The sequence below is a fragment of the Pseudomonas sp. RSB 5.4 genome (genome assembly GCF_037126175.1).
Lineage (GTDB): Bacteria > Pseudomonadota > Gammaproteobacteria > Pseudomonadales > Pseudomonadaceae > Aquipseudomonas > Aquipseudomonas fluorescens_H.
This window is the reverse complement of sequence record NZ_CP146986.1, coordinates 2,076,840-2,097,728: the sequence shown is the minus strand read 5'-3', so window position 1 is coordinate 2,097,728 and position 20,889 is coordinate 2,076,840. Positions and strand designations below refer to the sequence as shown.

At 61.5% G+C, this 20,889-nt stretch carries 20 protein-coding genes and 1 riboswitch; of the genes, 12 read left to right on the top strand and 8 right to left on the bottom strand.

What is annotated here, in order from left to right; all coding sequences use genetic code 11:
- Positions 1 to 183 precede the first annotated feature (183 nt).
- On the top strand, positions 184 to 1,089 hold the full coding sequence (locus V9L13_RS09175; protein ID WP_338802273.1) for a LysR substrate-binding domain-containing protein: 906 nt from the start codon (positions 184 to 186) through the stop codon (positions 1,087 to 1,089).
- Here V9L13_RS09175 and V9L13_RS09170 read toward each other — a convergent pair.
- The 3 genes from V9L13_RS09170 to V9L13_RS09160 all read right to left on the bottom strand — a co-directional run bounded on the left by V9L13_RS09170 (position 1,082) and on the right by V9L13_RS09160 (position 3,393).
- Positions 1,082 to 1,534 (bottom strand): hypothetical protein, encoded by a 453-nt coding sequence (locus V9L13_RS09170; RefSeq protein WP_338802272.1) that lies wholly within the window; start codon positions 1,532 to 1,534, stop codon positions 1,082 to 1,084. The genes V9L13_RS09175 and V9L13_RS09170 overlap by 8 nt on opposite strands.
- An 84-nt stretch (positions 1,535 to 1,618) precedes the next feature.
- A complete protein-coding gene (locus tag V9L13_RS09165; RefSeq protein WP_338802850.1) occupies positions 1,619 to 2,011 on the bottom strand; it encodes a GFA family protein in 393 nt (130 codons plus the stop codon).
- Between the two features lie 410 nt (positions 2,012 to 2,421).
- Entirely contained in the window at positions 2,422 to 3,393 is a 972-nt protein-coding gene (locus tag V9L13_RS09160; RefSeq protein WP_338802271.1) for a LysR family transcriptional regulator, read from the bottom strand.
- Positions 3,394 to 3,520: 127 nt separating this feature from the next.
- On the opposite strand from V9L13_RS09160, the gene V9L13_RS09155 reads away from it, so the two are divergent.
- Positions 3,521 to 3,796 carry a DUF2798 domain-containing protein gene (locus V9L13_RS09155; RefSeq protein ID WP_003225824.1) on the top strand — a complete coding sequence of 92 codons (276 nt, stop codon included), beginning with the start codon at positions 3,521 to 3,523 and terminating at the stop codon, positions 3,794 to 3,796.
- A gap of 8 nt (positions 3,797 to 3,804) precedes the next feature.
- On the opposite strand, the gene V9L13_RS09150 is transcribed toward V9L13_RS09155, so the two are convergent.
- Together V9L13_RS09150 and V9L13_RS09145 are read right to left on the bottom strand one after the other, a co-directional pair.
- Entirely contained in the window at positions 3,805 to 4,575 is a 771-nt protein-coding gene (locus tag V9L13_RS09150; protein ID WP_338802270.1) for an APH(3') family aminoglycoside O-phosphotransferase, read from the bottom strand.
- On the bottom strand, positions 4,538 to 5,497 hold the full coding sequence (locus V9L13_RS09145; protein WP_338802269.1) for a LysR family transcriptional regulator: 960 nt from the start codon (positions 5,495 to 5,497) through the stop codon (positions 4,538 to 4,540). Before V9L13_RS09145 ends, V9L13_RS09150 begins: the two co-directional genes overlap by 38 nt.
- A 106-nt stretch (positions 5,498 to 5,603) precedes the next feature.
- Here V9L13_RS09145 and V9L13_RS09140 point away from each other — a divergent pair, with 106 nt between their 5' ends.
- The 5 genes from V9L13_RS09140 to V9L13_RS09120 all read left to right on the top strand — a co-directional run bounded on the left by V9L13_RS09140 (position 5,604) and on the right by V9L13_RS09120 (position 12,900).
- Entirely contained in the window at positions 5,604 to 7,331 is a 1,728-nt protein-coding gene (locus tag V9L13_RS09140) for an amidohydrolase (RefSeq protein ID WP_338802268.1), read from the top strand.
- A gap of 37 nt (positions 7,332 to 7,368) precedes the next feature.
- On the top strand, positions 7,369 to 8,445 hold the full coding sequence (locus V9L13_RS09135) for a C45 family peptidase (RefSeq protein ID WP_338802267.1): 1,077 nt from the start codon (positions 7,369 to 7,371) through the stop codon (positions 8,443 to 8,445).
- A gap of 37 nt (positions 8,446 to 8,482) precedes the next feature.
- The gene (locus V9L13_RS09130; protein ID WP_338802266.1) at positions 8,483 to 9,811 is read left to right on the top strand and encodes an MFS transporter; all 1,329 of its coding nucleotides are present in this window, start codon (positions 8,483 to 8,485) and stop codon (positions 9,809 to 9,811) included.
- A gap of 111 nt (positions 9,812 to 9,922) precedes the next feature.
- The gene (locus V9L13_RS09125; RefSeq protein ID WP_003225815.1) at positions 9,923 to 11,710 is read left to right on the top strand and encodes a thiamine pyrophosphate-requiring protein; all 1,788 of its coding nucleotides are present in this window, start codon (positions 9,923 to 9,925) and stop codon (positions 11,708 to 11,710) included.
- A 476-nt stretch (positions 11,711 to 12,186) separates the two neighbouring features.
- A complete protein-coding gene (locus V9L13_RS09120) occupies positions 12,187 to 12,900 on the top strand; it encodes a DUF72 domain-containing protein (RefSeq protein WP_338802265.1) in 714 nt (237 codons plus the stop codon).
- Position 12,901: 1 nt separating this feature from the next.
- Here V9L13_RS09120 and mntP read toward each other — a convergent pair whose 3' ends face one another.
- From mntP to V9L13_RS09105, 3 genes are all read right to left on the bottom strand, one after another.
- Positions 12,902 to 13,465, bottom strand: coding sequence for a manganese efflux pump MntP (mntP, locus tag V9L13_RS09115; protein ID WP_103522490.1), 564 nt, complete (start codon positions 13,463 to 13,465; stop codon positions 12,902 to 12,904).
- A gap of 6 nt (positions 13,466 to 13,471) precedes the next feature.
- Positions 13,472 to 13,644, bottom strand: a riboswitch (yybP-ykoY riboswitch).
- 210 nt (positions 13,645 to 13,854) lie between these two features.
- Positions 13,855 to 15,231: an ATP-binding protein gene (locus V9L13_RS09110; RefSeq protein WP_338802264.1), complete on the bottom strand. Its 1,377-nt coding sequence runs from the start codon at positions 15,229 to 15,231 to the stop codon at positions 13,855 to 13,857.
- Positions 15,228 to 15,890, bottom strand: coding sequence for a response regulator (locus V9L13_RS09105; RefSeq protein ID WP_338802263.1), 663 nt, complete (start codon positions 15,888 to 15,890; stop codon positions 15,228 to 15,230). Before V9L13_RS09105 ends, V9L13_RS09110 begins: the two co-directional genes overlap by 4 nt.
- 170 nt (positions 15,891 to 16,060) lie before the next feature.
- Between V9L13_RS09105 and V9L13_RS09100 the strand changes: the two genes are divergently transcribed.
- Genes V9L13_RS09100 through V9L13_RS09080 form a run of 5 tightly spaced genes read left to right on the top strand, consistent with a single transcriptional unit; the run spans position 16,061 to position 20,880 of the window.
- Positions 16,061 to 16,327: a PepSY domain-containing protein gene (locus V9L13_RS09100; protein WP_007960465.1), complete on the top strand. Its 267-nt coding sequence runs from the start codon at positions 16,061 to 16,063 to the stop codon at positions 16,325 to 16,327.
- Complete coding sequence (locus V9L13_RS09095) at positions 16,327 to 16,872, top strand: cytochrome b/b6 domain-containing protein (protein WP_338802262.1); 546 nt, start codon at positions 16,327 to 16,329, stop codon at positions 16,870 to 16,872. The genes V9L13_RS09100 and V9L13_RS09095 overlap by 1 nt, the downstream gene beginning before the upstream one ends.
- 51 nt (positions 16,873 to 16,923) lie before the next feature.
- Entirely contained in the window at positions 16,924 to 18,219 is a 1,296-nt protein-coding gene (locus tag V9L13_RS09090) for a sialidase family protein (protein WP_338802261.1), read from the top strand.
- Entirely contained in the window at positions 18,219 to 18,830 is a 612-nt protein-coding gene (locus V9L13_RS09085; protein WP_338802260.1) for a hypothetical protein, read from the top strand. The genes V9L13_RS09090 and V9L13_RS09085 overlap by 1 nt, the downstream gene beginning before the upstream one ends.
- A 22-nt stretch (positions 18,831 to 18,852) precedes the next feature.
- The gene (locus tag V9L13_RS09080) at positions 18,853 to 20,880 is read left to right on the top strand and encodes an LTA synthase family protein (RefSeq protein WP_338802259.1); all 2,028 of its coding nucleotides are present in this window, start codon (positions 18,853 to 18,855) and stop codon (positions 20,878 to 20,880) included.
- The last annotated feature ends 9 nt before the right edge of the window (positions 20,881 to 20,889 follow it).

Below are 20,889 nucleotides of genomic sequence, written 5' to 3'. Positions count from 1 at the left end.
TGCTCTCCCTGACGATATTTGCGCTACTTGAATTCACAGATGTCGAGCCTCGATCTGCCCAATGACCAACAGTCATTGATGCGCATCTACTCCAGAGTCTGCGAGCGGCGCCATGATGGAGAAGTGTCTTCGGCAAAAAAAACGATTTATAGTCGCGAAAATCTGTGAGAAATCATCGCCTATATGAACCTTCCTCCATTGGCTGCCTTTCGCTTCTTCAATACCGCCGCCCAGACCCAGAGTTTTGTAAAAGCTGCCGAGCTTCTGCACGTTACCCACGGTGCGGTCAGCCGCCAGGTGCGCTTGCTGGAGGAGGCGATCGGCGTGGAATTGTTCGAGCGGCGCAATCGGGCGATCTTTCTCAACCACGCCGGGCGCTTGCTGTTCAATGTCACCGCGCCGATGTTCGAACAGTTGGAAAGCGCTGTTTATCGTCTGCAACGCGAAGTCCACGATGACGTGCTGGTGGTGTCCTGCGAGCCGACCATCGCCATGAAATGGCTGATCCCGCGCTTGCCTTACTTCCACAGCGCACACCCACAGTTGCAGGTGCAATTGCTGACGGCCGGCGGGCCCATCGACTTCGCTCGTTCAGGCGTTGATCTGGCGATCCGGCGCGACGATTTTCATTGGGACGAGACCGTGCATGGGGTGACCCTTTGTGAGGAGTGGATCGGCCCGGTCTGCGTGCCGTCCAGTCGTCCTGCAAGCGATCATTTGCGCGGTGCCTGCATGCTGCGCAGCAAGACGCGCCCACAGGCGTGGGATAACTGGCTTCGACTGGCCGACATGACCACGGTGCAGGTCAGTCGGGTCGACTACGAACACTTCTATCTGTGCATTCAAGCGGCGTTAGCTGGGCAAGGGATTGCCATGGCGTCGTTTCTGATGGTTCAGGACGAGCTCAAATCCGGCCAATTGATCGCGCCGTTCAGCTTCATTCGCGACGGCTCGAGTTATTGCCTGTTATCGCCGCAACCCTTTGAGCAGAGCACCAATGCCATGGTTTTCCGCGAGTGGATCACCCAGCAGATGAGCGCCTATAGCCGGCAGTTTGAGGGGGCTGATGATTCGCCCGGCGCTATTTAGTGATGCTGCCCTGACGCAGATCCGCGCAAAAAATATCCACGCTGCCATCGGTCGCCGCCGTGCGCACTACCACGGAGTAATCGCCGGACAGCAATAGCGACAGGGCCACCGGCGCGCTCCGGGAAAACGTCCAGCCACGAATCGCCTGTCGTTCGGTATTGACCCTGTCGTTCAACGCATAGGCCACCGGTCCCGGCTGCTGGCAACTGCCCTTGTTGATAAAGGCATAGAGGCGCAAGGGCAGCGAGGCACCGCTCGGCGCGCCGCTGATGAAGAAGCTGAAGTTGGTTTGCTGGCCCCAGTCGGACAGCGTGACATTGCCGATCTGCCCGGTGTTTTGACGGGTGGCGGTCAACGGCAGGTTCACGCTGGAGCCAGCTGACCCGGCGCAACCGGCGAGGCTGGTCGTCATCAATAACACCGCAAACGGGGTTGTGAGCTGCATTGCCGATCTCCTGTGGTGGGGAGTTGCAATGTTCCAGTTAAGCAGATCGACGCGGCGGCAGGAAACGAGACTCTGATCGACGGTTCAACGCTCGCGATGTGGCCAGTGATCTTGAATTTCATACCATGACGCTTTGGATGTCACCTCGACATGCTGCTGTTTATCGGGGGTGAAAGCGGTATCCAGTGTTCCCAGTGCTATTGAGATCCACTCCGAGAACTCGCCTTGAATGCGTGACCAGAACAACGAAGCGCCGCAGTGAGAGCAGAATTGGCGCAACACTGCTTCAGAGGATGGATAAGACTTGATGTCTTCGGTGCCCTCCAACAATTCAAGGTCTTTACGCAGCACGCTGCCATAGCTGGCAAATGCGGCTCCATGGCTTTTGCGACACTGCGTGCAGTGGCAGTGAGAAACCGCTTTTGGATTTGAGTTGATCTGGTATTTGACGGCACCGCAAAGGCAACTGCCTCGCAAGTTCCGAGAAGAGGTTTTTAGCGATTCCGGATCGAATGACGTGTTGGCAATCTTGCTGACCTCAGGTTCCAACTGCCATTGGTCAGAGCGGTTGGTCATCTGGCGTAGAACCCATTCCTGCGGGCCAGTCCAGGACAGCTCGATATAAGTTCCTGCAAGCTCTCCGTTGGTGATCAGCAAACCTGCTTCCTCCGCAGGACCCGGGCACATGCCTCCGACAGCAAAAGGTACACGCGCAAGCATTAGTGCGTTGAGCAGGCGTATCAGTTCGACGTGTGAAGTGAACGCCATGTGGATTTTTCCGGCCGCAGCGCCGGCGAAAACCAGATTGCCGGTCATCGAATCAGTCGAGTTGATCGATGCCAGATATAAGGGGGGCTGACCATAGCCTTTTGCGTAGCGGGGAGTGTTCACTGCAAATCCTTTTCAGTGGGCGCGTGAAACGACGGGGCCAAAGCATCTTCGATCGGCCAGCGCCTCTTCAAGTGTTCCGTCAAATAATCCATGAAGGCTCTGACCTTGGGCGTCATCGCCGCTCGCTCCTGCACGCAGGCGTAGATGTCCATCGGTTCGACATAAGCGTGAGCGTCCCCCTGGAGATTTTCAAACAGTCGCACCAGCTGACCGCTTTCAAGATAGGGCGCGGCGACGAATTCGGCCAGGCGCGTAACGCCCGCGCCGTTGACTGCCATTTGCGTCAGAACATCGATGTCGTCGCTGATGGCGGTGGCGTTGATCGGGGCATCGTAGCGCTCGCCGTTGCGGAGGAAACCCCAGCGCAGAAAACGCCCGTCCAATGGATAACGGAACGCCAGACAGGCGTGATGTTGCAGGTCCTGCGGTGATTGCGGCACGCCGGCGTGCGCAAGGTAGGCGGGAGCGGCGCAGAAGACAAAGGGCAGGGAAACAATCCGGCGCGCGACGATGCCATCTTCCAGTTGCGGCTTGATCCGCAGGCTCAGGTCGATGCCGTCCTGGATGTGATTGATCTTGCCGTTGGTGGTCGACAGCTCGACCAGCAGGCGCGGATGCAGCGCGGCGAAACTGGCGAGTAACGGCGCCAGGACGTGGCGGCCGAATGCGCTGGTGGAGGCGATGCTCAAACGCCCTTGCAGTTCGCTTTCATCGCTGACGATCGCACTTTGCGCCGACTCCAGATCAGCCGCGATGCGTCTGACCTTTTCGTAATACAGCGCACCATTTTCGGTGAGGGCCATGCTGCGGGTGGTGCGTTGCAGCAGGCGAACACCGAGGTGCGTTTCGAGGCGATTGAGGGTCTGGCTCACCGCGGCCGCACTGACACCCAGCGTCTTGGCGGCGCCGACGATGGAGCCGGCTTCGACCACTTTGATAAAACTGGCAATCGCCGCCAACAGATTCATCCGTGTCCCGCCGCATGGGTTTGATTCGTAAGTTGTGCTTTATAAAGTACCTGTGGCGGGCCGTCTAGTTGCGCGCAGGGGGGCTTTGCTAAGGTGCCGACTCCCTGTCAATGGATGGAAAAGCCCTATGAATCAAAGAACCACCACCGATGCCTTGTATCTCAGCCGGCGCAAGCTGTCGCCGCGGGCGACACCCTATGTGTTTGCGTTGTACATGGCGACGATCATGGCGTTCCTGATGTCGCTGGTGATCACCGCCGCCAATTCCGGGATTGATAACGACTACCTGAGTAATGCGTTGCACGCTTACAAGCTGGCAATGCCGGTGGCCTTTCTGTGCATCCTCGTGGTGCGGCCGATTGTGATCAAACTGGTAGCGCTGACGGTGCATCCGCATCGTTGATGCGTGCCTCAGAAAAACTCGTCGAGCAACTGATAGAAAGCGATTTTTCGCAGATCCGGTTGCACTCCATAAGCCTCGAAAAATGCCGGCACCCATTGCTCGCCGAGGTTGTAGGCGATGCTGTGGGCTGTCAGTGCAAGGTCCTGGAAACGGTCGGAAATGCCCAGCCGCCCGCAGTCGACGAAACCGCTGAAGCGACCGTGGTCGGCGAGCAGGTTGGGCAGGCACGCGTCGCCGTGAGTCACCACCAGGTCTTCGCTGTCCGGGCGTGCGGCCAGCATCTGCTCGAACAGCGCTTCGGCGCTTTGGCCGAGGCGCGAGTCGTCGAAATCCTCTTCGTCGATCAAACCGGCCAACAGGTGCTCGCGGGCCAGGTCGATTTTCGCGTCGAGGCGATGATCGAATGGGCAGTCTTCAATGTCGATTGCATGCAGCGTGCGCAAGGCATTCGCCGCCAGCGAGACGATTTGCTGCGGCGTGAGATGTTCGCTGCTGGCGAGGTCGCGTCCCGGTACAGCGGTCATCAGCAACCAGAAGCGCTCGCTTTCTTCGACGCTGTCGAGCACGCGCGCCGCCGGCAGATCCTGCTCCGCCAGCCATCGCAGGCGCTGCACTTCGCCAGGCAATTCGGAGAAGCTGATACGCGGCTCCGATTTGACGAACAGCGGCGCTGATCCGGCGGGCGTCAGGCGGAACACATCGGCGCGGGATTCGCCGATGGTTTGCTGTTCGTAGCGGGTGTCAGCGAAACGCTGGCGCCATGTCTGTGGCAGATCCATTTTCATTCGTCCCTTGTGGCAGTGGGCGCCAGTGCGCCTTCAAGAATTCGATAAACACTTTGACCTTGCGCGTGTTGCGCCGGTGGGCCAGGTACAACACGTAAATCCACGGGCCGAATGCGCTTGGCTCGCGCCAGTACTCGGGCATCACTTCCACCAGTTCGCCGCTAGCCAGATACGGCGCGGCGCTCCATTGCGGCAGAAACTGCAGGCCCTGGCCCTTCAGCAGGCAGGCCAGCAGGAAGTCGTAGTTGTCGCTGGCCACGCGTGGACTCGGCTGGGTCAGGCGAATCCTCCGGTCACCTTGCTTGACCCACCAGAAATGCCGGTTGAGCAGCGGGTGACGAAAGATCAGCCAGTCGTGCTGCTGATAGTTGTCCAGTGACACCTCCTGACCCTTGCGCGCCAGATACGTCGGGCTGGCGCACAGCACCACCTGATTCTCGACGATGGGTTGGGCGATCACGCCCGGCAGATCGATCGGGCCGTCACGCAGCGCCAGATCGTAACCGCCATCCACCGGATCGTCATAGCTGTCACTCAAGTCGACTTCCAGATGCACCTGTGGGTGGGCGTCGAGAAAGCGGCAGCAGACGTCGTTGAGAAACGCCGGGGCGAAGGAGGGCGGGGCGGTGATGCGCAGGCCGCCGCTCAATTCGTGCCTGAGCTGTTCGACACCCTCGCAGGCCAGTTGCAGTTGCATCAGCGCCTGCCGCGCGCCATCCAGATAAATCCGTCCGGCCTCGGTCAACGCCATGCGTCTGGTCGTCCGGTCGAACAGCCGCGTGCCGAGCTCGTCTTCCAGTTGCGCCACGGCTTTGGTCAGCGCTGACGGAGTCTTGCCGAGCACCTCGGCGGCGCGGCTGAAATTGCCGTGTTCGGCGGTGGCGACGAACATCGTCAGAGCACTCATCTTGTCCATTGATCTATTCCTGCTGGGCACAGAAGTTGTGCGCGAGGTGGCATTCAGTTATCGCCAAGGCTTGGATAGGCTTGTTCGCAGCCTAACAAAAATAACGAGAAGCCTCATGAAGCAGCTACTGACCCTGATGGTGTCATCGGCACTGGCCTGTGCCTCACTGGAAAGTCTGGCGTCCGCCGATCTGATCCTGCACGACGCCAAGGTCTACACCGCCGAACCCGGCCAGCCCTTGCAGCAAGCGGTCGCGGTGGAGAACGGCAAGATCCTCGCCGTGGGCACGGATGCGCAGGTGATGCGCCTGAAGACGCTGGCCACGCAAGTGATCGACCTGCACGGCAAAGTGCTGATGCCGGGCTTCATCGACTCGCATTCCCACACGATCAAGGGCGGTCTGCAGATGTTGCAGGCCAACCTCGACGGGCAACTGTTGCCGCTTGATCAACTGGAACAACGCCTGCGCCAATGGCGTCAGGACGGCAAGGCGCAGCGTGGAGATTTCCTCAGTGTCGGCGGGTTGCCGTCGACCTACTGGAGCGATATCGCCGCCCTCGAGCAGCGTTTCAATCAGGGCGAATGGGCGAACCAGCCGATCCTCCTGCTGGGCTGGGATCTGCACACCGGCTGGGCCAATCGGGCGATGCTTGAACGCGCTGGCGTCACGGCAGAGAAAGTTAAAACGCTCAAGGGCGAAGAGCAGGCAACCATCGGCCATCACCCCGACGGCAGCCCGGATGGCTTCCTCGTCGATGCCGGACTGTACCCGGTGCAGGCCTTGCTGCCGCCGCCGACCGCTGACACCTTGCTGGCCGCTGGGCGCGCGGCGTTGAACTATTACAAGAGCCTGGGGATCACCGGATGGATGGACCCGCTCGCCAACGAAGTCCCGGGCAGTGACGTTACCAACACCTCGCTCGGTGTGTTGCCGACCTACAAAAAACTCTCGGAAAACGGCGAACTCACCGCCCACGTCGCGGCGCTGTTGATGGCGGATTCCAAGGCCAGACCGGCCGACCTCGATGAGCTGGACAAGGTGCGCCAACAGTTCCTCGGAGTCAGCAATCTGACCTTGCCGGGGATCAAGATTTTCGCTGACGGCGTGGCCGAAGTGCCGGCGCAAAGCGCGGCGATGCTCGAGCCGTACCGCAACTCGAAAAAGACCGGTGAGCTGCTGATCGACCCGGCGCACTTCGGCGAGCTGGTCAGCGCTGCCGATGCGCGCGGCTGGCTGGTGCACATCCACGCCATCGGTGACCGCGCGGTGCGTGCGTCGCTTAACGGCATCGAGCAGGCGCGCAAGGATCGTCAGAGTGGCATCGCCCATTCGATCACTCACCTGCAAATGGTCAATCCCAAGGAGTTCGCTCGTTTCAAGGCGCTGAATGTCATCGCCTCGATGCAGATGTTCTGGGCTGCCGCCGATGAGTCGAGCATGGACCTGGTCAAGCCTTACGTCAGCGCGATGGCCTTCATGTACACCTATCCGGCGCGCTCGCTGTTGAAGAACGGCGCGACCATCGCCGGTGCCAGCGACTGGCCGATCACTACCCCGGAGCCGTGGAAGGCGATCTATCAGGCCGTCAGCCGCAAAGGCCCGAAAGGCGTGCTCAACGCCGCCGAAGACATCGACCGCCAAGTCATGTTCCAGGCCTACACCCTCAACGCGGCCAAGGTGCTGCGCCTTGAAGACCAGATCGGTTCGCTCAAGCCCGGCAAGCAGGCCGACATGATCGTCCTCGACCGCGATGTGTTCACGGTCGAGCCCGCCGCTCTGCGCGACACCCAGGTGCTCAACACCTGGTTCGCCGGTCGCGAAATCTACCGCCGTAAACCGTGACGGCAGCCCTTCAAAACGACAACAAGGAAATTTTTTCGTGAATGTTCATTGCTTCGTCACCGACACCCGTAACCCGCAGACTCGCGGGCAGCAGATTGGCACTACCTGGGCCGCGCAGATCCGCCAGACGGTGGCGCTTTATCTGGATTTCTTCAATCAGGTCGGTGTTCCCCTGGCACAGGTGCAGGCCATCGGTGAAGCCAGTCTGCAAACCCTCCAAGGCTGGTGCCCGAGCCTCGCCGAAGAGCTCGTCGCCACTGCTGAAGGTGCCGGGGTGCCGCTTTGGCAGCTCGCCAGCCTGAATGCCCGTACCGAGATCCTCGCAGTAATGCCGGCGTCCACCGAAGGCGAGTGCTCGACCGCCGTGTTCGCCCCCCACGGCGCACTGGCGCCGCGCAGCATCCAGACCTGGGACTGGCACGATTCGCTGGTGCCCAACGGGCTGATTCTGCAGCTGACTACGGCCGCGGGCATGACGGTCAAACTGTTCACCGAGTTCGGCATGCTCGGCAAGATCGGCGTCAACAGCGCCGGGCTGGGCCTTCACTTCAACATCCTGCATCACGTCAGTGACAATGGATCTGCCGGGGTGCCGGTACATGCGATTGCCCGGCGCATCCTTGAAGAAGCCAGCAGCGTTGACGAAGCGATTGCGCTGGCGCGTTCAGCGCGGGTCAGCGCCTCCACGGTGCTGACCGTGTTCTCCCGCGAGGACTCAAGCCCGCGTGCGGTGAGCATTGAAATGTCGCCAGCATTCACCGCAGTGGTGCGGCCCGATGCCGAGGGCTGGATCACCCACACCAACCACTTCCTCGATCCCGAACTGAGCCTCGGCGAGCGCACACCGGATGCCTCGACGACGTACGCGCGTTTCGATCACGTCAACGCGGCGCTGCAAAACATGGCCAGTGGCAACCTGAGCCATCGGGCAGACGCCATGTGTGGCGAGGCGGGTGAAGACGCGCCGATCTGCTTCCACCCGGATCTGAGCATGCCGGCGACCGAACGCTGGGAGACTCTGCTGACCATCGGCATCGACACCGAGAACAGCGTCCTCGAATACGCCGCCGGCAACCCCAAACAGCTCGCCCGAAACGGCTATCTGCGTTTCTGAATCGCGGCCTCCAATAAAAACAAAACGAGCAATGCACATGGCTACCGAGATTGATCGCAAGAGCGGTTCCCCGTCAGCGCTGAGGACGTTTTTCGTCTCCGGCATGGGCACCGCCCTGGAGTTCTATGACTTCGTGATATACGGCACCGCCGCCGCGCTGGTGTTTCCCCAAGTGTTTTTTCCGCAGATGGCTCCACTGACCGCGACCCTGGTGGCCTTCGGCGCCTTTGGCGCCGGGTTCTTCGCCCGGCCCCTTGGCGGCATGGTGTTCGGGCATTACGGTGACAAACTCGGCCGGCAGAAAATGCTGGTGATCACGCTGCTGTTGATGGGCCTGAGCACGCTGTTGATCGGGTGCCTGCCGGGCTATGCAACCCTTGGTGCGGGCGCGCCGGTGTTGCTGGTGCTGCTCAGACTGGTGCAGGGTTTCGCCGCCGGTGGCGAGTGGGGCGGTGCGGCGCTGTTCGGCATCGAGTCGGCGCCGCCCGGGCGACGTGGGCTGTGGGGCAGTTTCACCAGCATGGGCATCGGTATCGGCGGGATTCTCGGTGCCGGGGTGTTCGCGATTGTCAGTGTCGCATCACACGATGACCTGGCCGGATTTGCCTGGCGCATTCCATTCTGGCTCGGTGGGGTGCTGGTGCTGATCGGTCTGTATGCGCGCCTGCACAAACCGCTTGAACAACCCGCCGAACCGCAGGCCCACGTGCGCATGCCGCTGCTTGAAGCGCTGCGTGCGCGGCCCAGAGCCATGCTGTTGTGCACCGGCATCGCTTTCGGCTACGTGACCATCGCCTACATCGGCAGCACGTTCTTTCTGTCGTATGCCACTCAATTGGGCTATGGCAGTACCGATGCGCTGGTATTCGACTTGTCGCTGTCGATCGCCATCGTGATCACCGCGCCGTTGTTTGCCTTGCTGTCCGACCGGATCGGCCGCCGCCAGGTGATGATCCTCGGCGCGGTGATCATGGCTCTCGGCTTCTTTGCGTTTTTCCCGCTGGTCGGCCTCAAGAGTCTGCTGATTTCTACCGCTGCCTACATCGCCATCGGTGCGTTCATGGGCGCGACGCAGGGGCCTATTCCGGCGTTTCTGGCTGAACAGTTTCCGCGACACATGCGTTATTCGGGGATGTCGGCGGCTTATCAGATCGGTGCGGCGCTGGGCGGCGGGACCGCTTCAAGTGCGGCCACAGCGATTCTGATCGCCAACAATCACAACGCCTTCGGGGTGGCGGTTTACGGCGCGGTTGCGCTGGGTATCGTGGCGCTATGCTCGTTTCTTCTGAAGGAGACGGCGCACCTGAGTCTTGCTCAAATCGATGAGGCCGAGTGGTCGCAGGTTGTACCCGTCGCCACTGGCTAATGGCAAAAACAATCGAAACTTCGCGCTCTTCCCGGCTGTCCAGACCTTTGTACTTCCCGGCGGATGTTTCGCCGGGAAGGCTTCATGCATCGGTGACAGGCGAGGAACGAGATGACGACGACAGTGGGAGATTTTCTGGTTGAGCGGCTCAGCCAATGGGGCGTCACGCGGATTTTTGGTTATCCGGGAGACGGCATCAATGGCGTGTTCGGCGCGCTCGCCCGAGCCAATGGCAAGATCGAATTCGTTCAGGCCCGGCACGAAGAAATGGCCGCGTTCATGGCTTCGGCCCATGCCAAGTTCACGGGCGAACTAGGTGTGTGCATTGCCACTTCAGGCCCCGGCGCTACGCACTTGATTACCGGGCTGTACGACGCCCGCATGGATCACCAACCGGTGCTGGCGATTGTTGGTCAGCAGGCGCGCACCGCACTTGGCAGCCATTACCAGCAGGAGCTGGACCTGGTCTCGATGTTCAAGGATGTGGCCGGGGCTTTTGTGCAGCAGGCGTCGGCGCCGTCGCAAGTACGACATCTGCTCGACCGCGCCGTGCGCACAGCGGTTGGCGAGCGGCGGGTGACAGCGATAATCCTGCCCAATGATTTGCAGGATCTTGAGTACGAACCACCGGCGCGGGCGCATGGCACCGCGCACTCTGGCGTCGGTTACACCAAGCCGAAAGTGCTGCCCTACGAGGCGGATCTGCAGCGCGCCGCCGACGTTCTGAACAGCGGTGAAAAGGTTGCGATTCTGGTGGGCGCCGGCGCGTTGCAGGCGACGGATGAAGTGATCGCCATCGCGGAAAAACTCGGTGCCGGGGTCGCCAAGGCGTTGCTCGGCAAGGCTGCGCTGCCGGACGATTTGCCGTGGGTCACCGGCAGCATTGGTCTGCTGGGCACCGAACCGAGCTACAAGATGATGAACGAATGCGACACCTTGCTGATGATTGGCTCGGGTTTCCCCTATGCCGAATTTCTGCCCAAGGAAGGTCAGGCGCGCGGCGTGCAGATCGACCTGCAACCCGACATGCTCAGCCTGCGTTATCCGATGGAGGTCAATCTGGTTGGTGACTCCGCCGAAACCCTTGCTGCGTTGCTGCCGTTGCTCGAACAGAAGACCTCGCGCAAGTGGCGCAAAAAGATCGAAGGCTGGCGCGGCAGCTGGGAAAAGACCCTGGAAAAGCGTGCCATGGCCAAAGCCACACCGATCAATCCACAGCGGGTGGTGTATGAACTGTCACCGCGTCTGCCGGATCAGGCAATCATCACCAGCGATTCGGGCTCCTGCGCCAACTGGTACGCCCGTGACCTGAAAATCCGCCGGGGCATGCAGTGTTCGCTGTCCGGCGGACTGGCTTCGATGGGGGCTGCCGTGCCGTACGCGATTGCCGCCAAGTTCGCCCATCCCGAGCGCGCGGTGATTGCCCTGGTGGGGGATGGCGCGATGCAGATGAACAACATGGCCGAGCTGATCACCGTCGCCAAATACTGGCGCCAGTGGGACAGTCCGAAGTGGATCTGCGCGGTGTTCAACAACGAGGATCTGAATCAGGTCACTTGGGAACAGCGGGTGATGGAGGGCGATCCGAAGTTCGAAGCCTCGCAAAGCATCCCCGACGTGCCGTATCACCTGTTCGCCATTTCCATCGGCCTGAAAGGGATTTTCGTCGACCGCGAAGAGGACGTTGCCGCCGCTTGGGAGCAGGCATTGGCTTCGGAGGTGCCGGTGCTGATCGAGTTCAAGACCGATCCCAACGTACCGCCGTTGCCGCCGCACATCACGCTCCAACAGGCGAAGAAATTTGCCACGACCCTGCTCAAGGGCGACCCGGACGAGGCGGGCGTCATCGTGCAAGCCGCCAAGCAGGTGCTGGCGAGCGTCCTTCCAGGCAAAAAATAACCGCATAGGAGCTTCGCCGTGCCCCAAATCTGTGAACGCCGCTGAAACCTGTGGGAGTGGGCTTGCTCGCGAAAGCGCTGTGTCAGGTGCAGAAGTTGTGGATGTGTCGACGCCTTCGCTGGCAAGCCAGCTCCCACAGGTATTTCGTCGTCCCCCCAATCTGTGAACGCCGCCGAAATTGTGGGAGCGGGCTTGCTCGCGAAGGCGCTGTGTCAGGTGCAGAAGTTGTGGATGTGTCGACGCCTTCGCTGGCAAGCCAGCTCCCACAGGTGTTTCGTCGTACCCCCAATCTGTGAACGCCGCCGAAATTGTGGGAGCGGGCTTGCTCGCGAAGGCGGTGTGTCAGGCGCAGCGATTGTGGATGTGTCGACGCCTTCGCTGGCAAGCCAGCTCCCACAGGTGTTTCGTCGAATCCCAAGTTTGTGAACGAAGACCGTGGAGATTTTTATGCGCGAAGCGGCGAAGGTGCTTTTTTGATGTTCATCGGTTGCGCAGGCTGGAGTCTGGGGCGTGAGTATTGGCCGCAGTTTCCGGCCGAGGGCACGCATCTGCAGCGTTATGCGGCGCGGCTCGAATGTGTGGAAATCAACAGCTCGTTCTATCGCCCGCATCGGCGTCAGACCTATGCGCGCTGGGCGGATTCGGTGCCGCCAGGCTTTCGTTTTTCAGTGAAGGTGCCGAAGCAGATTACTCATGAATTGCGTCTGCAAAACTGTGAGCGAGCGCTGGATGAGTTTCTCGGGCAGTGCGAGGGCTTGGCCGATCGGCTGGGATGCTTGCTGGTGCAACTGCCGCCGTCGCTGGCCTTTGAGCCGGCACGTGCAGAAGCGTTTTTCGTGGCGTTGCGCCAACGATTCGCGGGTGATGTGGTGTTGGAGCCACGGCATGAATCGTGGGTGATGGCGGAGCCGATGCTGCAGGCGTATCGGATTGCCCAGGTCATGGTCGATCCATCGCGAATCAGTAGCGATGTCTCGGCGCAGGGCTGGGCGGGTGTGCGCTATTGGCGACTGCATGGCGCGCCACGGATTTATCACAGTGCTTATGAGCTGCCTTATCTGCAGCAGCTTGCGCAGAACATGCAGCTCTGCGCTGCTGAAGGCACCAGCGTCTGGTGCATCTTCGACAACACCGCCAGTGGCGCCGCGTTGGGCAACGCGATGACACTGGCGGCGCTGATCCGCGCCTGAATCAGGCTGACAAGTGCTCGTACAGAATGGTCGCGCCGACGATCATCAGCACCACGCCACCGACGATTTCCGCACGCTTGCCAACCACTGCGCCGAGTACCCGGCCGAGCATCACGCCGATGGTCACCATGGTCATGGTTGCCACGCCGATGGCCGCTGCCGCCACCCAGATATTCACGTCGACAAACGCCAGGCCGACGCCGACTGCGAGGGCGTCAATGCTGGTGGCGAACGCGGTGACTGCCAGAATCAGGAACGAATGCTGGCCGGGCTTTTCTTCTTCCTCGTCTTCGTGTTTCAGGCCGTTGTAGATCATGTGCAGACCGAGGATCACCAGCAGGGTGAAGGCGATCCAGTGGTCCCATTCGGCCACCCAGCGGGTGGCGGCCTGACCGATCAGCCAGCCGATGATCGGGGTGATGGCTTCGATCACGCCGAAGATCAGGCCGGTGCGCAGTGCTTCGGTCAGACGTGGTTTGTGCAGGCTGGAGCCTTTGCCGATGGCCGCGGCGAACGCGTCCGTGGACATGGCCAGAGCGAGGAATATGAGGGAAACAGGATTCACGGGGGCACACTTCCAGTCGGGCTATGAGTCAACGACACAACCACACGCCCGACTTTAGGCATGGATGTGTCGTCGGTCTCACCAACCAAAAGGTGTTCGTACCACGGCATGTTGCCGAGAATGTTGATACGAACGCTTCCGAGGGACTCGGAAACAGGCTACTCCCCAACGAGGGCTGGCAGCATACCAGCCAAACATGAAAAATCTGTCAAAAACATCGAGACGATCAATAAACGCAAGACTCTGTGGCGAGGGAGCTTGCTCCCGCCGGGTCGCGAAGCGGCCCTTTCGTTGCCGAACATCAGAAGGCCTGCTGCGCAGTCCAGCGGGAGCAAGCTCCCTCGCCACAGCGAATCTTCACGCAGCGTTTCAATCTGACGTGAGCAGCGCTAAGCCAAGGGGGCCTCATTGATCCGTAACTCCGCACACAACCCGCCCTGCGGCCGGTTGTACAGCTGCAGCGTGCTGCCGATCTTGCTGACGATCATCTGCACGATCGCCAGCCCCAGTCCCGCGCCGTTACCGTGGCCGTGGCTGTAGAAACGCTCGAACAGCCGCGCGTATTCCTGCTCGTTGATACCGGGGCCGGCGTCCTCGACGCTGATGTACACCGCGCCGCCCGCCTGCGGTTGCACCTGGACCCGCACCTCGCTGCCCGGCGGGGCGAAGTTCAGGGCGTTGGTCACCAGGTTCTGCAAGGCGATGGCGAGGGCCACCGGGTCAGTGTCGACCGGGCAGTGGTGGTCGCTGTCGAGGATCAGTTCGACGTCTTTTTCCAGGGCCAGCGGTGCCAGTTCGGCGAGTTCTTCGCGCACCAGTTCGGTCAGTTCCACGGTGCGGGTTTCGGGATTGGCCAGGTGTGGTTCGATGCGCGCCATGGTCAACAATTGACTGGCGATACGCGTCGCCCGATCCACCGCGCTGACCAGATACTCCAGCGCCTCTTCGCGTTGTTGCGGGGTCGCCGCCAGTTGCGCGTTTTGCGCGTGGATCCGCAGGATCGCCAGCGGTGTGCGCAGCTCATGGGCGGCGTCGGCAATGAAGCGCCGCTCCCGCGCCAGCAGATTGTCGATCTGTTGCAGCAGACGATTGAGCGCCGTCTGCATCGGCTCCAGATCGTGGGGCAGGGGGCTGAGGTGCAGCGGTTTCAGGGTTTCGGTGTCACGTCCGCGAATGCTCTGCGCCATCGCGCGCAGCGGTTGCAGGCCCCAACCGATGGTCAGCCAGATCAGCGCGGCCAGCAGCGGGACGCCGATAAGGCTCGGCCACAGCGTGTGGCCGACGATGCGCTCGATCAGGTCCTGACGGATGTCGTCACGCTCGCCGACCCAGATCAGCAGCCCCTGTTGCGGATCCTTGAGCAGGAACGCACACCAGTCGCGGCCGTTCTCTATCAGGTCATGGGAGCCGAGGGTGGTGGGCGGCGCCGCAAGCTCCGGGGCTTCAGCCGAGCGCACCAGCAATTGGCCGTCGCTGCGCCAGACCTGAAAGGTCAGACGGGTTTCGTATGGGTGCGCAGCCTCGCCGTCGCCGACCCGGCTCATCGCTTCATCGAAGGCCTGATAGAGCCGGCTCCAGTCGTTGTCGCCCGGCGCGCGCTGGGCCAGTACGCCTTGCAGCAGGCGCGCACTTTGCGCCAGTTGGGCATCGTAGACCTCTTCGATTTCATGGTGACTGTCGCGCAGCACCAGCCAACTGATCAGCAGATCGCCGATCAATACCAGAATCAGCACCGGCACCAGAATCCGCGCACGTATGGAAATCATGGCTTGAGCTCCACCACATAGCCGACACCGCGCACGGTGCGGATCAACTCGCTCGAAAGTTTTTTGCGCAGGTTGTGGATCAGCACTTCAAGGGTGTTGCTCTCGACCCGGTCCTGCCAGCCATACAGCGCCCGGGACAGACGTTCGCGGGTGACGACCTTGCCGGGGCGGGCCATCAGTTGATGCAGCAGTTGATATTCCATCGGCGTCACCACCACGTCGGTGCCGTGCCAGGTGACCTGCTGCGTGACCGGATCAAGGCACACGCCGGCATGTTCGAGCACCGGTTGCGCACGGCCCTGACTGCGGCGCAGCAACGCGCGAATCCGTGCTTTCAGTTCATCGACGTCGAACGGTTTGATCAGGTAGTCGTCGGCGCCGGCATCCAGCCCGGCGATGCGTTCGGCGGTGCCGTCGCGGGCGGTGAGGATCAGCACCGGCAAGTCCTGTTGCTCGCCGCGCAAGCGTTGCAGCAGCGTCAGGCCGTCGAGCCGTGGCAGACCGAGGTCGAGCAGCAGCAAGTCGAAGCTCTCACTGCGCAGGGCGTGCAGGGCGCTGGCCCCATCCTGCAACCAGTCGAGGGTGTAGCCTTCGCTGCCGAGGGCAACGCGAATGCCTTGACCGAGGGCGCGATCATCTTCGACCAGCAATAGGCGCATAACGGATTCTCTTGAGGAAACACGGCGGTTGACCGGCGGCATCATGCCGCTGTGCAGCCGGCTGTGGCAGCTGACCCGACGGGAAAGATGTAACGACTCGTTGCCAACTAAGCTTCGACTAAGGTTGCTTTTGCACAGTGAGGCCTTCCTCATCGAGCGAGAGTGTTTCCATGCGCAAACTTCTGCTGTTGTCCCTCATCGTTGCCAGCCCGCTGGCCGTCGCCGGCCCGCAATGCACCACCGCCGAACGCTCGCAATGGCAAGACCAGAAAGCCTTTCAGGAACAACTCAAGGCCCAGGGCTACGAGATCAGCAAGTTCAAGGTCACCGACGGCAACTGCTACGAGATCTATGGCTTTGACAAGGACAAGCGCAAGGTCGAGATCTACCACGACCCGGTCAGCGGCAAAGCGGTGAAAACCGAGATCAAGGGCTGATGCCGAGCACGTCCCTGCGCCTGTGGGACCCCGTGGTGCGGCTGTTTCATCTGTCCATCGCGGGCGTCTTCGTCGCCAATTACTTCTTCAATGAAGCCGGTGATGACTGGCATGTGTGGCTCGGCTATTACGCCATGGGCTGGCTGCTGGTACGGCTGGTGTGGGGATTCGTCGGGCCGCGCAGTGCGCGTTGGGCGGATTTCTGGCCGACGCCGACGCGGCTGTTCGCCCATGCGCGCTCGTTGATTGCCGGACGGCCCGAGCATCGTCTTGGGCATTCGCCGATGGGTGCGCTGGTGATGCTGTTGATGTTGCTGGCGATGTTTATCGCCGGTTTGAGCGGTTGGGCCATGGAAGAGGTCGATGCCTTGTGGGGCGCCGACTGGCCGTTGCAGGTGCACGAAACCGCTACCGACATCCTGCTGGTGCTGGTCTGCCTGCACATCGCCGCCGCGCTGTTCGAAAGTTTTCTGCTGCGCGACAACTTGCCGTTGTCGATGCTCACGGGACGCCGGCGCCGCTTGCCGGACGATCTGCCGCGCTGACAAGGATGTTTTGCCGAATGCCCTCCATCCTGTTTTTGCCGTGAGTCCACTATGCGTGTGCTTCCCGATCGCTTGAAACTTATCCTCGGCGGACTGGCCGTGAGCCTGATTTTCTGGGCAGCCTGGCGCAGTCATCCGGCCCATGTGCTGGCACCGTTTGCCGTGGCGACCCCGCCGGTCGATGCCTCGCTGCAGGCACCGGAGCCGCTGTACAGCAGTCGCTTCGTCTCCTCGCAATTGAATGATTTCGTGCACTCCTCGTCGGTGACCGCACTGCCGGGCGGTGACCTGATGGCGGTGTGGTTCGCCGGTTCGCGTGAGGGCGCCGCCGACGTGCAGATCCGCACCGCACGCTACGATGCCAACAGCGCGGAGTGGGGCGCCGAGCAGGTGCTGGCCACCCGCGAATCGACCCGCGACGGCACCCAGCGCTACATCCGCAAACTGGGCAACCCGGTGATTGCCCTCGCGCCGGATCAGCGATTGTGGATGTTCTATGTCTCGGTGTCCGTGGGCGGCTGGGCCACCAGTGCGATCAACGTGATGGTCTCGGATGATGTCGGGCGCAACTGGTCGGCGCCGCGACAGCTGATCACCTCACCGTTTTTCAACATCAGTACGCTGGTGCGCGCCGCGCCGGTGTTCCATGCCGACGGCTCGATCGGTTTGCCGGTGTATCACGAGTTCATGGGCAAATTCGCCGAGTACCTGTACCTGAGTGCAGACGGCGCGGTGATCGATAAATTCCGCATCAGCCGTGGCAAACATTCGTTGCAGCCGACCATTGTGCCGCTGGATGGCCGGCGTGCCGTGGCCATGCTGCGTTATGCCGGCGACACTCATCATCGGGTGCTGGCCAGCCGCACCGAGGACGCCGGACAGACGTGGAGCGAGCCGTATCCGCTGGAACCGGCCAACCCCAATTCATCGCTCGCGGCAGTCGGCACCGACGACAACGGGCTGCTGGTGGCGCTGAATGATCTGCAGGACGGGCGCTTCAAGCTCAGCCTCTATGGCACTGATGCCAGCCTGAACCACTGGCGCAACGTGATCGAACTCGATCAGTCGCCCGATCCGCTCGGCCAGCCGTTCGCCCCCGAAGCCTATAAGGCAATCATCGGCGAAGGCTTTCGCGCTTCAAGTGGTGCCCGGCGCTTGCCGCTGGAGCAACGCTTTCTGAGCAATCTGGACTACCGGGTGTGCAAGCCGCAGGGCTGTGATTTCGAGTACGAGTATCCGTACTTCAGTCGCGGCAGCGATGGCCTCTATCACCTGGTGTATTCGTGGAATAACACCTTCATCAAACATGTCAGCTTCAACGAAGCGTGGCTGGAGGAGCGCCTGTGATGCTGATTCTCTGGCAAGCCCATTTGACGTTCATCCTGCTCGGTTTTGTCCTGCTGGGTTCGTTGCAATGCACCCAATGCTGGCGCCCGTGGCTGTTGCCGCTGCTGGCGGTGGTCAGCTTCGTGCCGGTCAACGAGCTGCCCTTGGCGGCGTATGTGCGCAGTGTCACCGACGATCTGGCGATCACCACGCTGGTGCTGCTCGGCTGGGCCAGTCTGGTCCGACTGGGCGTGGTCGAGCGGCAGACATTGCCGGCACGGGTGCAGGTGCTGGTGCTGTTTACCGTGCTGGCCGCGCTGCTGTACCCGGCGACGATGGGTCTGACGTATTTCGATCCGTACCGCTGGGGCTTCAACCCACGGCCGATGATCGTCTGTATCGGTCTGCTGGCACTGGCGCTGTTGTGGCTGCGCAACACGCTGGCAGTGTCGATGCTCGCGCTGGGCACGCTGGCGTTCGCCTGGCGTCTCAAGGCTTCGGAAAACTATTGGGATTACCTGATCGATCCACTGCTGTTGGGTTACTGCCTGATCGCCGCTGCAGCGCTGTGCATCCGTGAGGTCTGGCGTCTGCTGCGAGCCGCACCGGCGGGCGCGACATCTTCTATTTGAACCAACGACACTGAGGTCAATGATGGGCTGGTTGCAATCGCGACGCCTGCGCTACGGCGTGGGTGCGGCAGGTTTGGCGTTTTTGTTGTTTGCCGTGCTCAGGCTGGTATTTGTGCTGGGGTTTTCCGGGATCGCGCCCAGCGAGTTCATCGATAACCCGGCACTGCGCGAAACCCTGGGCATCGGCTTGCGCTTCGACTTGCGCCTCGCCGTGTTGCTGATCCTGCCACTGGCGCTGCTGGCCTGGCTACCGCGCTGGAACCTCACGCGGTTGCCGTGGTTGCGCTGGGTCGCACGGGTTTACTGGCTGCTGGCGCTCGGTGCGATTGGCCTGCTGTACATCATCGATTTCGGTCATTACGCCTATCTCGGCGTGCGGATCAACGCCACGGTGCTGCGTTACCTGGAAGACGCGCAGATCTCGCAGCAGATGGTCTGGGAAACCTATCCGGTGCTGTGGATCGCCCTCGGCTGGCTGGCGACGCTGGGCGTTTGCTACTTCGGATTTATGCAACTCGAACGCGCGACGCTGGCCCGTGAACCCAAGACTATCCAGCGTCCGTCGCTGGCATTTGGCACCGGGCTGGGGGTGGTCGCGGTGCTGCTGGCGCTGCTGGGTCGTGTCGACAATCTCAACCTGGAAAACCCGGTGCCGCTGCGCTGGAGCGATGCGTTCTTTTCCGGTAACGCGCAGATCGCCGCAGTCGGTCTGAACCCGGTGCTGTTCCTGTACGACACGCTGAAAACCGGGCAGGCGCAATTCGATGAGGCGCAGGTGCGCGAGCACTATCCGCGGATTGCCCGCTATCTGGGCGTGGATCGACCGGATCCGCAATCGCTCAACTTCGAGCGTCAGCAAGGCGTGCAGCCGTATCGGCTGCAGGGCACGCCGAACGTGATGTTCGTCATGCTCGAATCGCTGGGCACCAGCGCCGTCGGCGCCTACGGCAATCCGTTGAACCCGACGCCGAACCTCGATCAACTGGCGAGCCGCAGCTGGTTCTTCAAGCACTTCTATGTGCCGGTCACCGGTACCGCGAAAACCGTGTGGGCGAGCATCACCGGCGTTCCCGACGTGACGCGCCGCGAAACCGCAACGCGCCATCCGCTGATTACCCGTCAGCACACGCTGATCAACGCGTTCACCGATTACCAGAAGCTCTACATGATCGGCGGCAACGCCGGCTGGGCCAATATCAATGCGCTGATCCAACAGAGCATCGACGGCGTGCGCCTGTATCAGGAAAGTGACTGGCGTTCGCCGCTGGTGGACGTGTGGGGCATTTCCGATCTGGATCTGTTCAAGGAGAGCGACCGCATCCTGCGCGACTTGCCGAAGGACCGACCGTTCTTCGCCTACGTGCAAACCTCGGGCAACCATCGGCCATTCACCATCCCCAAGGACAACGATGGTTTCGAGGTCAGCAACCTGTCCCTGGAGCAGGTGCAGGCCGCCGGTTCGCGCAGCGTCGAGCAATACAACGCGGTGCGCCTGCTGGATTTCAATATCGGCAAGTTGATCGAGCTGGCCAAGCCTGGCGGCTATTACGACAACACGATTTTTGTGTTCTTCGGCGACCACAACACGCGTATCAGCCAGATACCGCACATGCCGCCGGCGTTCGAGCAACTGGGCCTGGAAAGCAATCATGTGCCGATGTTGATTCACGCCCCGGGGCTGCTGGCGCCGAAGGTCATCGAAGAAGCCGTGGGGCTAGTGGATCTGCTGCCGACGGTGGCGGGGATGGCCGGCGTGCCGTTCAGCAACGGCGCGATGGGCCGCGATGTCCAGCAACCGGCGCCGGAAGGTGAGCGTGTGGTGCCGCTGGTACTGCGCGAGGGGACGTTCCCGCTGATTGGCGGGGTGACCAAGGATTTCCTCCTGCAGATGCAACATGACGGCAGCTCGCCGACCCTGCATGACTTGGCGTCGAGCACGCCGCTGGATAACGTCGCCGGGCAAAACCCCGAGGAATTCCAGCGCCTGGTGGAGCTGACTCGGGGACTGCACGAAAGCGCGCGGCTGATGTTGTATCGCAACGTGCGCTGACCGGGACTG

Coding starts and splice junctions, on each gene's coding strand:
- V9L13_RS09095 (WP_338802262.1), top strand. CDS start 16,327: ATGCCGAGCACGTCCCTGCGCCTGTGGGACCCCGTGGTGCGGCTGTTT.
- V9L13_RS09125 (WP_003225815.1), top strand. CDS start 9,923: ATGACGACGACAGTGGGAGATTTTCTGGTTGAGCGGCTCAGCCAATGG.
- V9L13_RS09130 (WP_338802266.1), top strand. CDS start 8,483: ATGGCTACCGAGATTGATCGCAAGAGCGGTTCCCCGTCAGCGCTGAGG.
- V9L13_RS09085 (WP_338802260.1), top strand. CDS start 18,219: ATGCTGATTCTCTGGCAAGCCCATTTGACGTTCATCCTGCTCGGTTTT.
- V9L13_RS09105 (WP_338802263.1), bottom strand. CDS start 15,890: ATGCGCCTATTGCTGGTCGAAGATGATCGCGCCCTCGGTCAAGGCATT.
- V9L13_RS09080 (WP_338802259.1), top strand. CDS start 18,853: ATGGGCTGGTTGCAATCGCGACGCCTGCGCTACGGCGTGGGTGCGGCA.
- V9L13_RS09170 (WP_338802272.1), bottom strand. CDS start 1,534: ATGCAGCTCACAACCCCGTTTGCGGTGTTATTGATGACGACCAGCCTC.
- V9L13_RS09175 (WP_338802273.1), top strand. CDS start 184: ATGAACCTTCCTCCATTGGCTGCCTTTCGCTTCTTCAATACCGCCGCC.
- V9L13_RS09160 (WP_338802271.1), bottom strand. CDS start 3,393: ATGAATCTGTTGGCGGCGATTGCCAGTTTTATCAAAGTGGTCGAAGCC.
- V9L13_RS09150 (WP_338802270.1), bottom strand. CDS start 4,575: ATGGATCTGCCACAGACATGGCGCCAGCGTTTCGCTGACACCCGCTAC.
- V9L13_RS09140 (WP_338802268.1), top strand. CDS start 5,604: ATGAAGCAGCTACTGACCCTGATGGTGTCATCGGCACTGGCCTGTGCC.
- V9L13_RS09155 (WP_003225824.1), top strand. CDS start 3,521: ATGAATCAAAGAACCACCACCGATGCCTTGTATCTCAGCCGGCGCAAG.
- V9L13_RS09090 (WP_338802261.1), top strand. CDS start 16,924: ATGCGTGTGCTTCCCGATCGCTTGAAACTTATCCTCGGCGGACTGGCC.
- V9L13_RS09120 (WP_338802265.1), top strand. CDS start 12,187: ATGTTCATCGGTTGCGCAGGCTGGAGTCTGGGGCGTGAGTATTGGCCG.
- V9L13_RS09110 (WP_338802264.1), bottom strand. CDS start 15,231: ATGATTTCCATACGTGCGCGGATTCTGGTGCCGGTGCTGATTCTGGTA.
- V9L13_RS09145 (WP_338802269.1), bottom strand. CDS start 5,497: ATGGACAAGATGAGTGCTCTGACGATGTTCGTCGCCACCGCCGAACAC.
- V9L13_RS09100 (WP_007960465.1), top strand. CDS start 16,061: ATGCGCAAACTTCTGCTGTTGTCCCTCATCGTTGCCAGCCCGCTGGCC.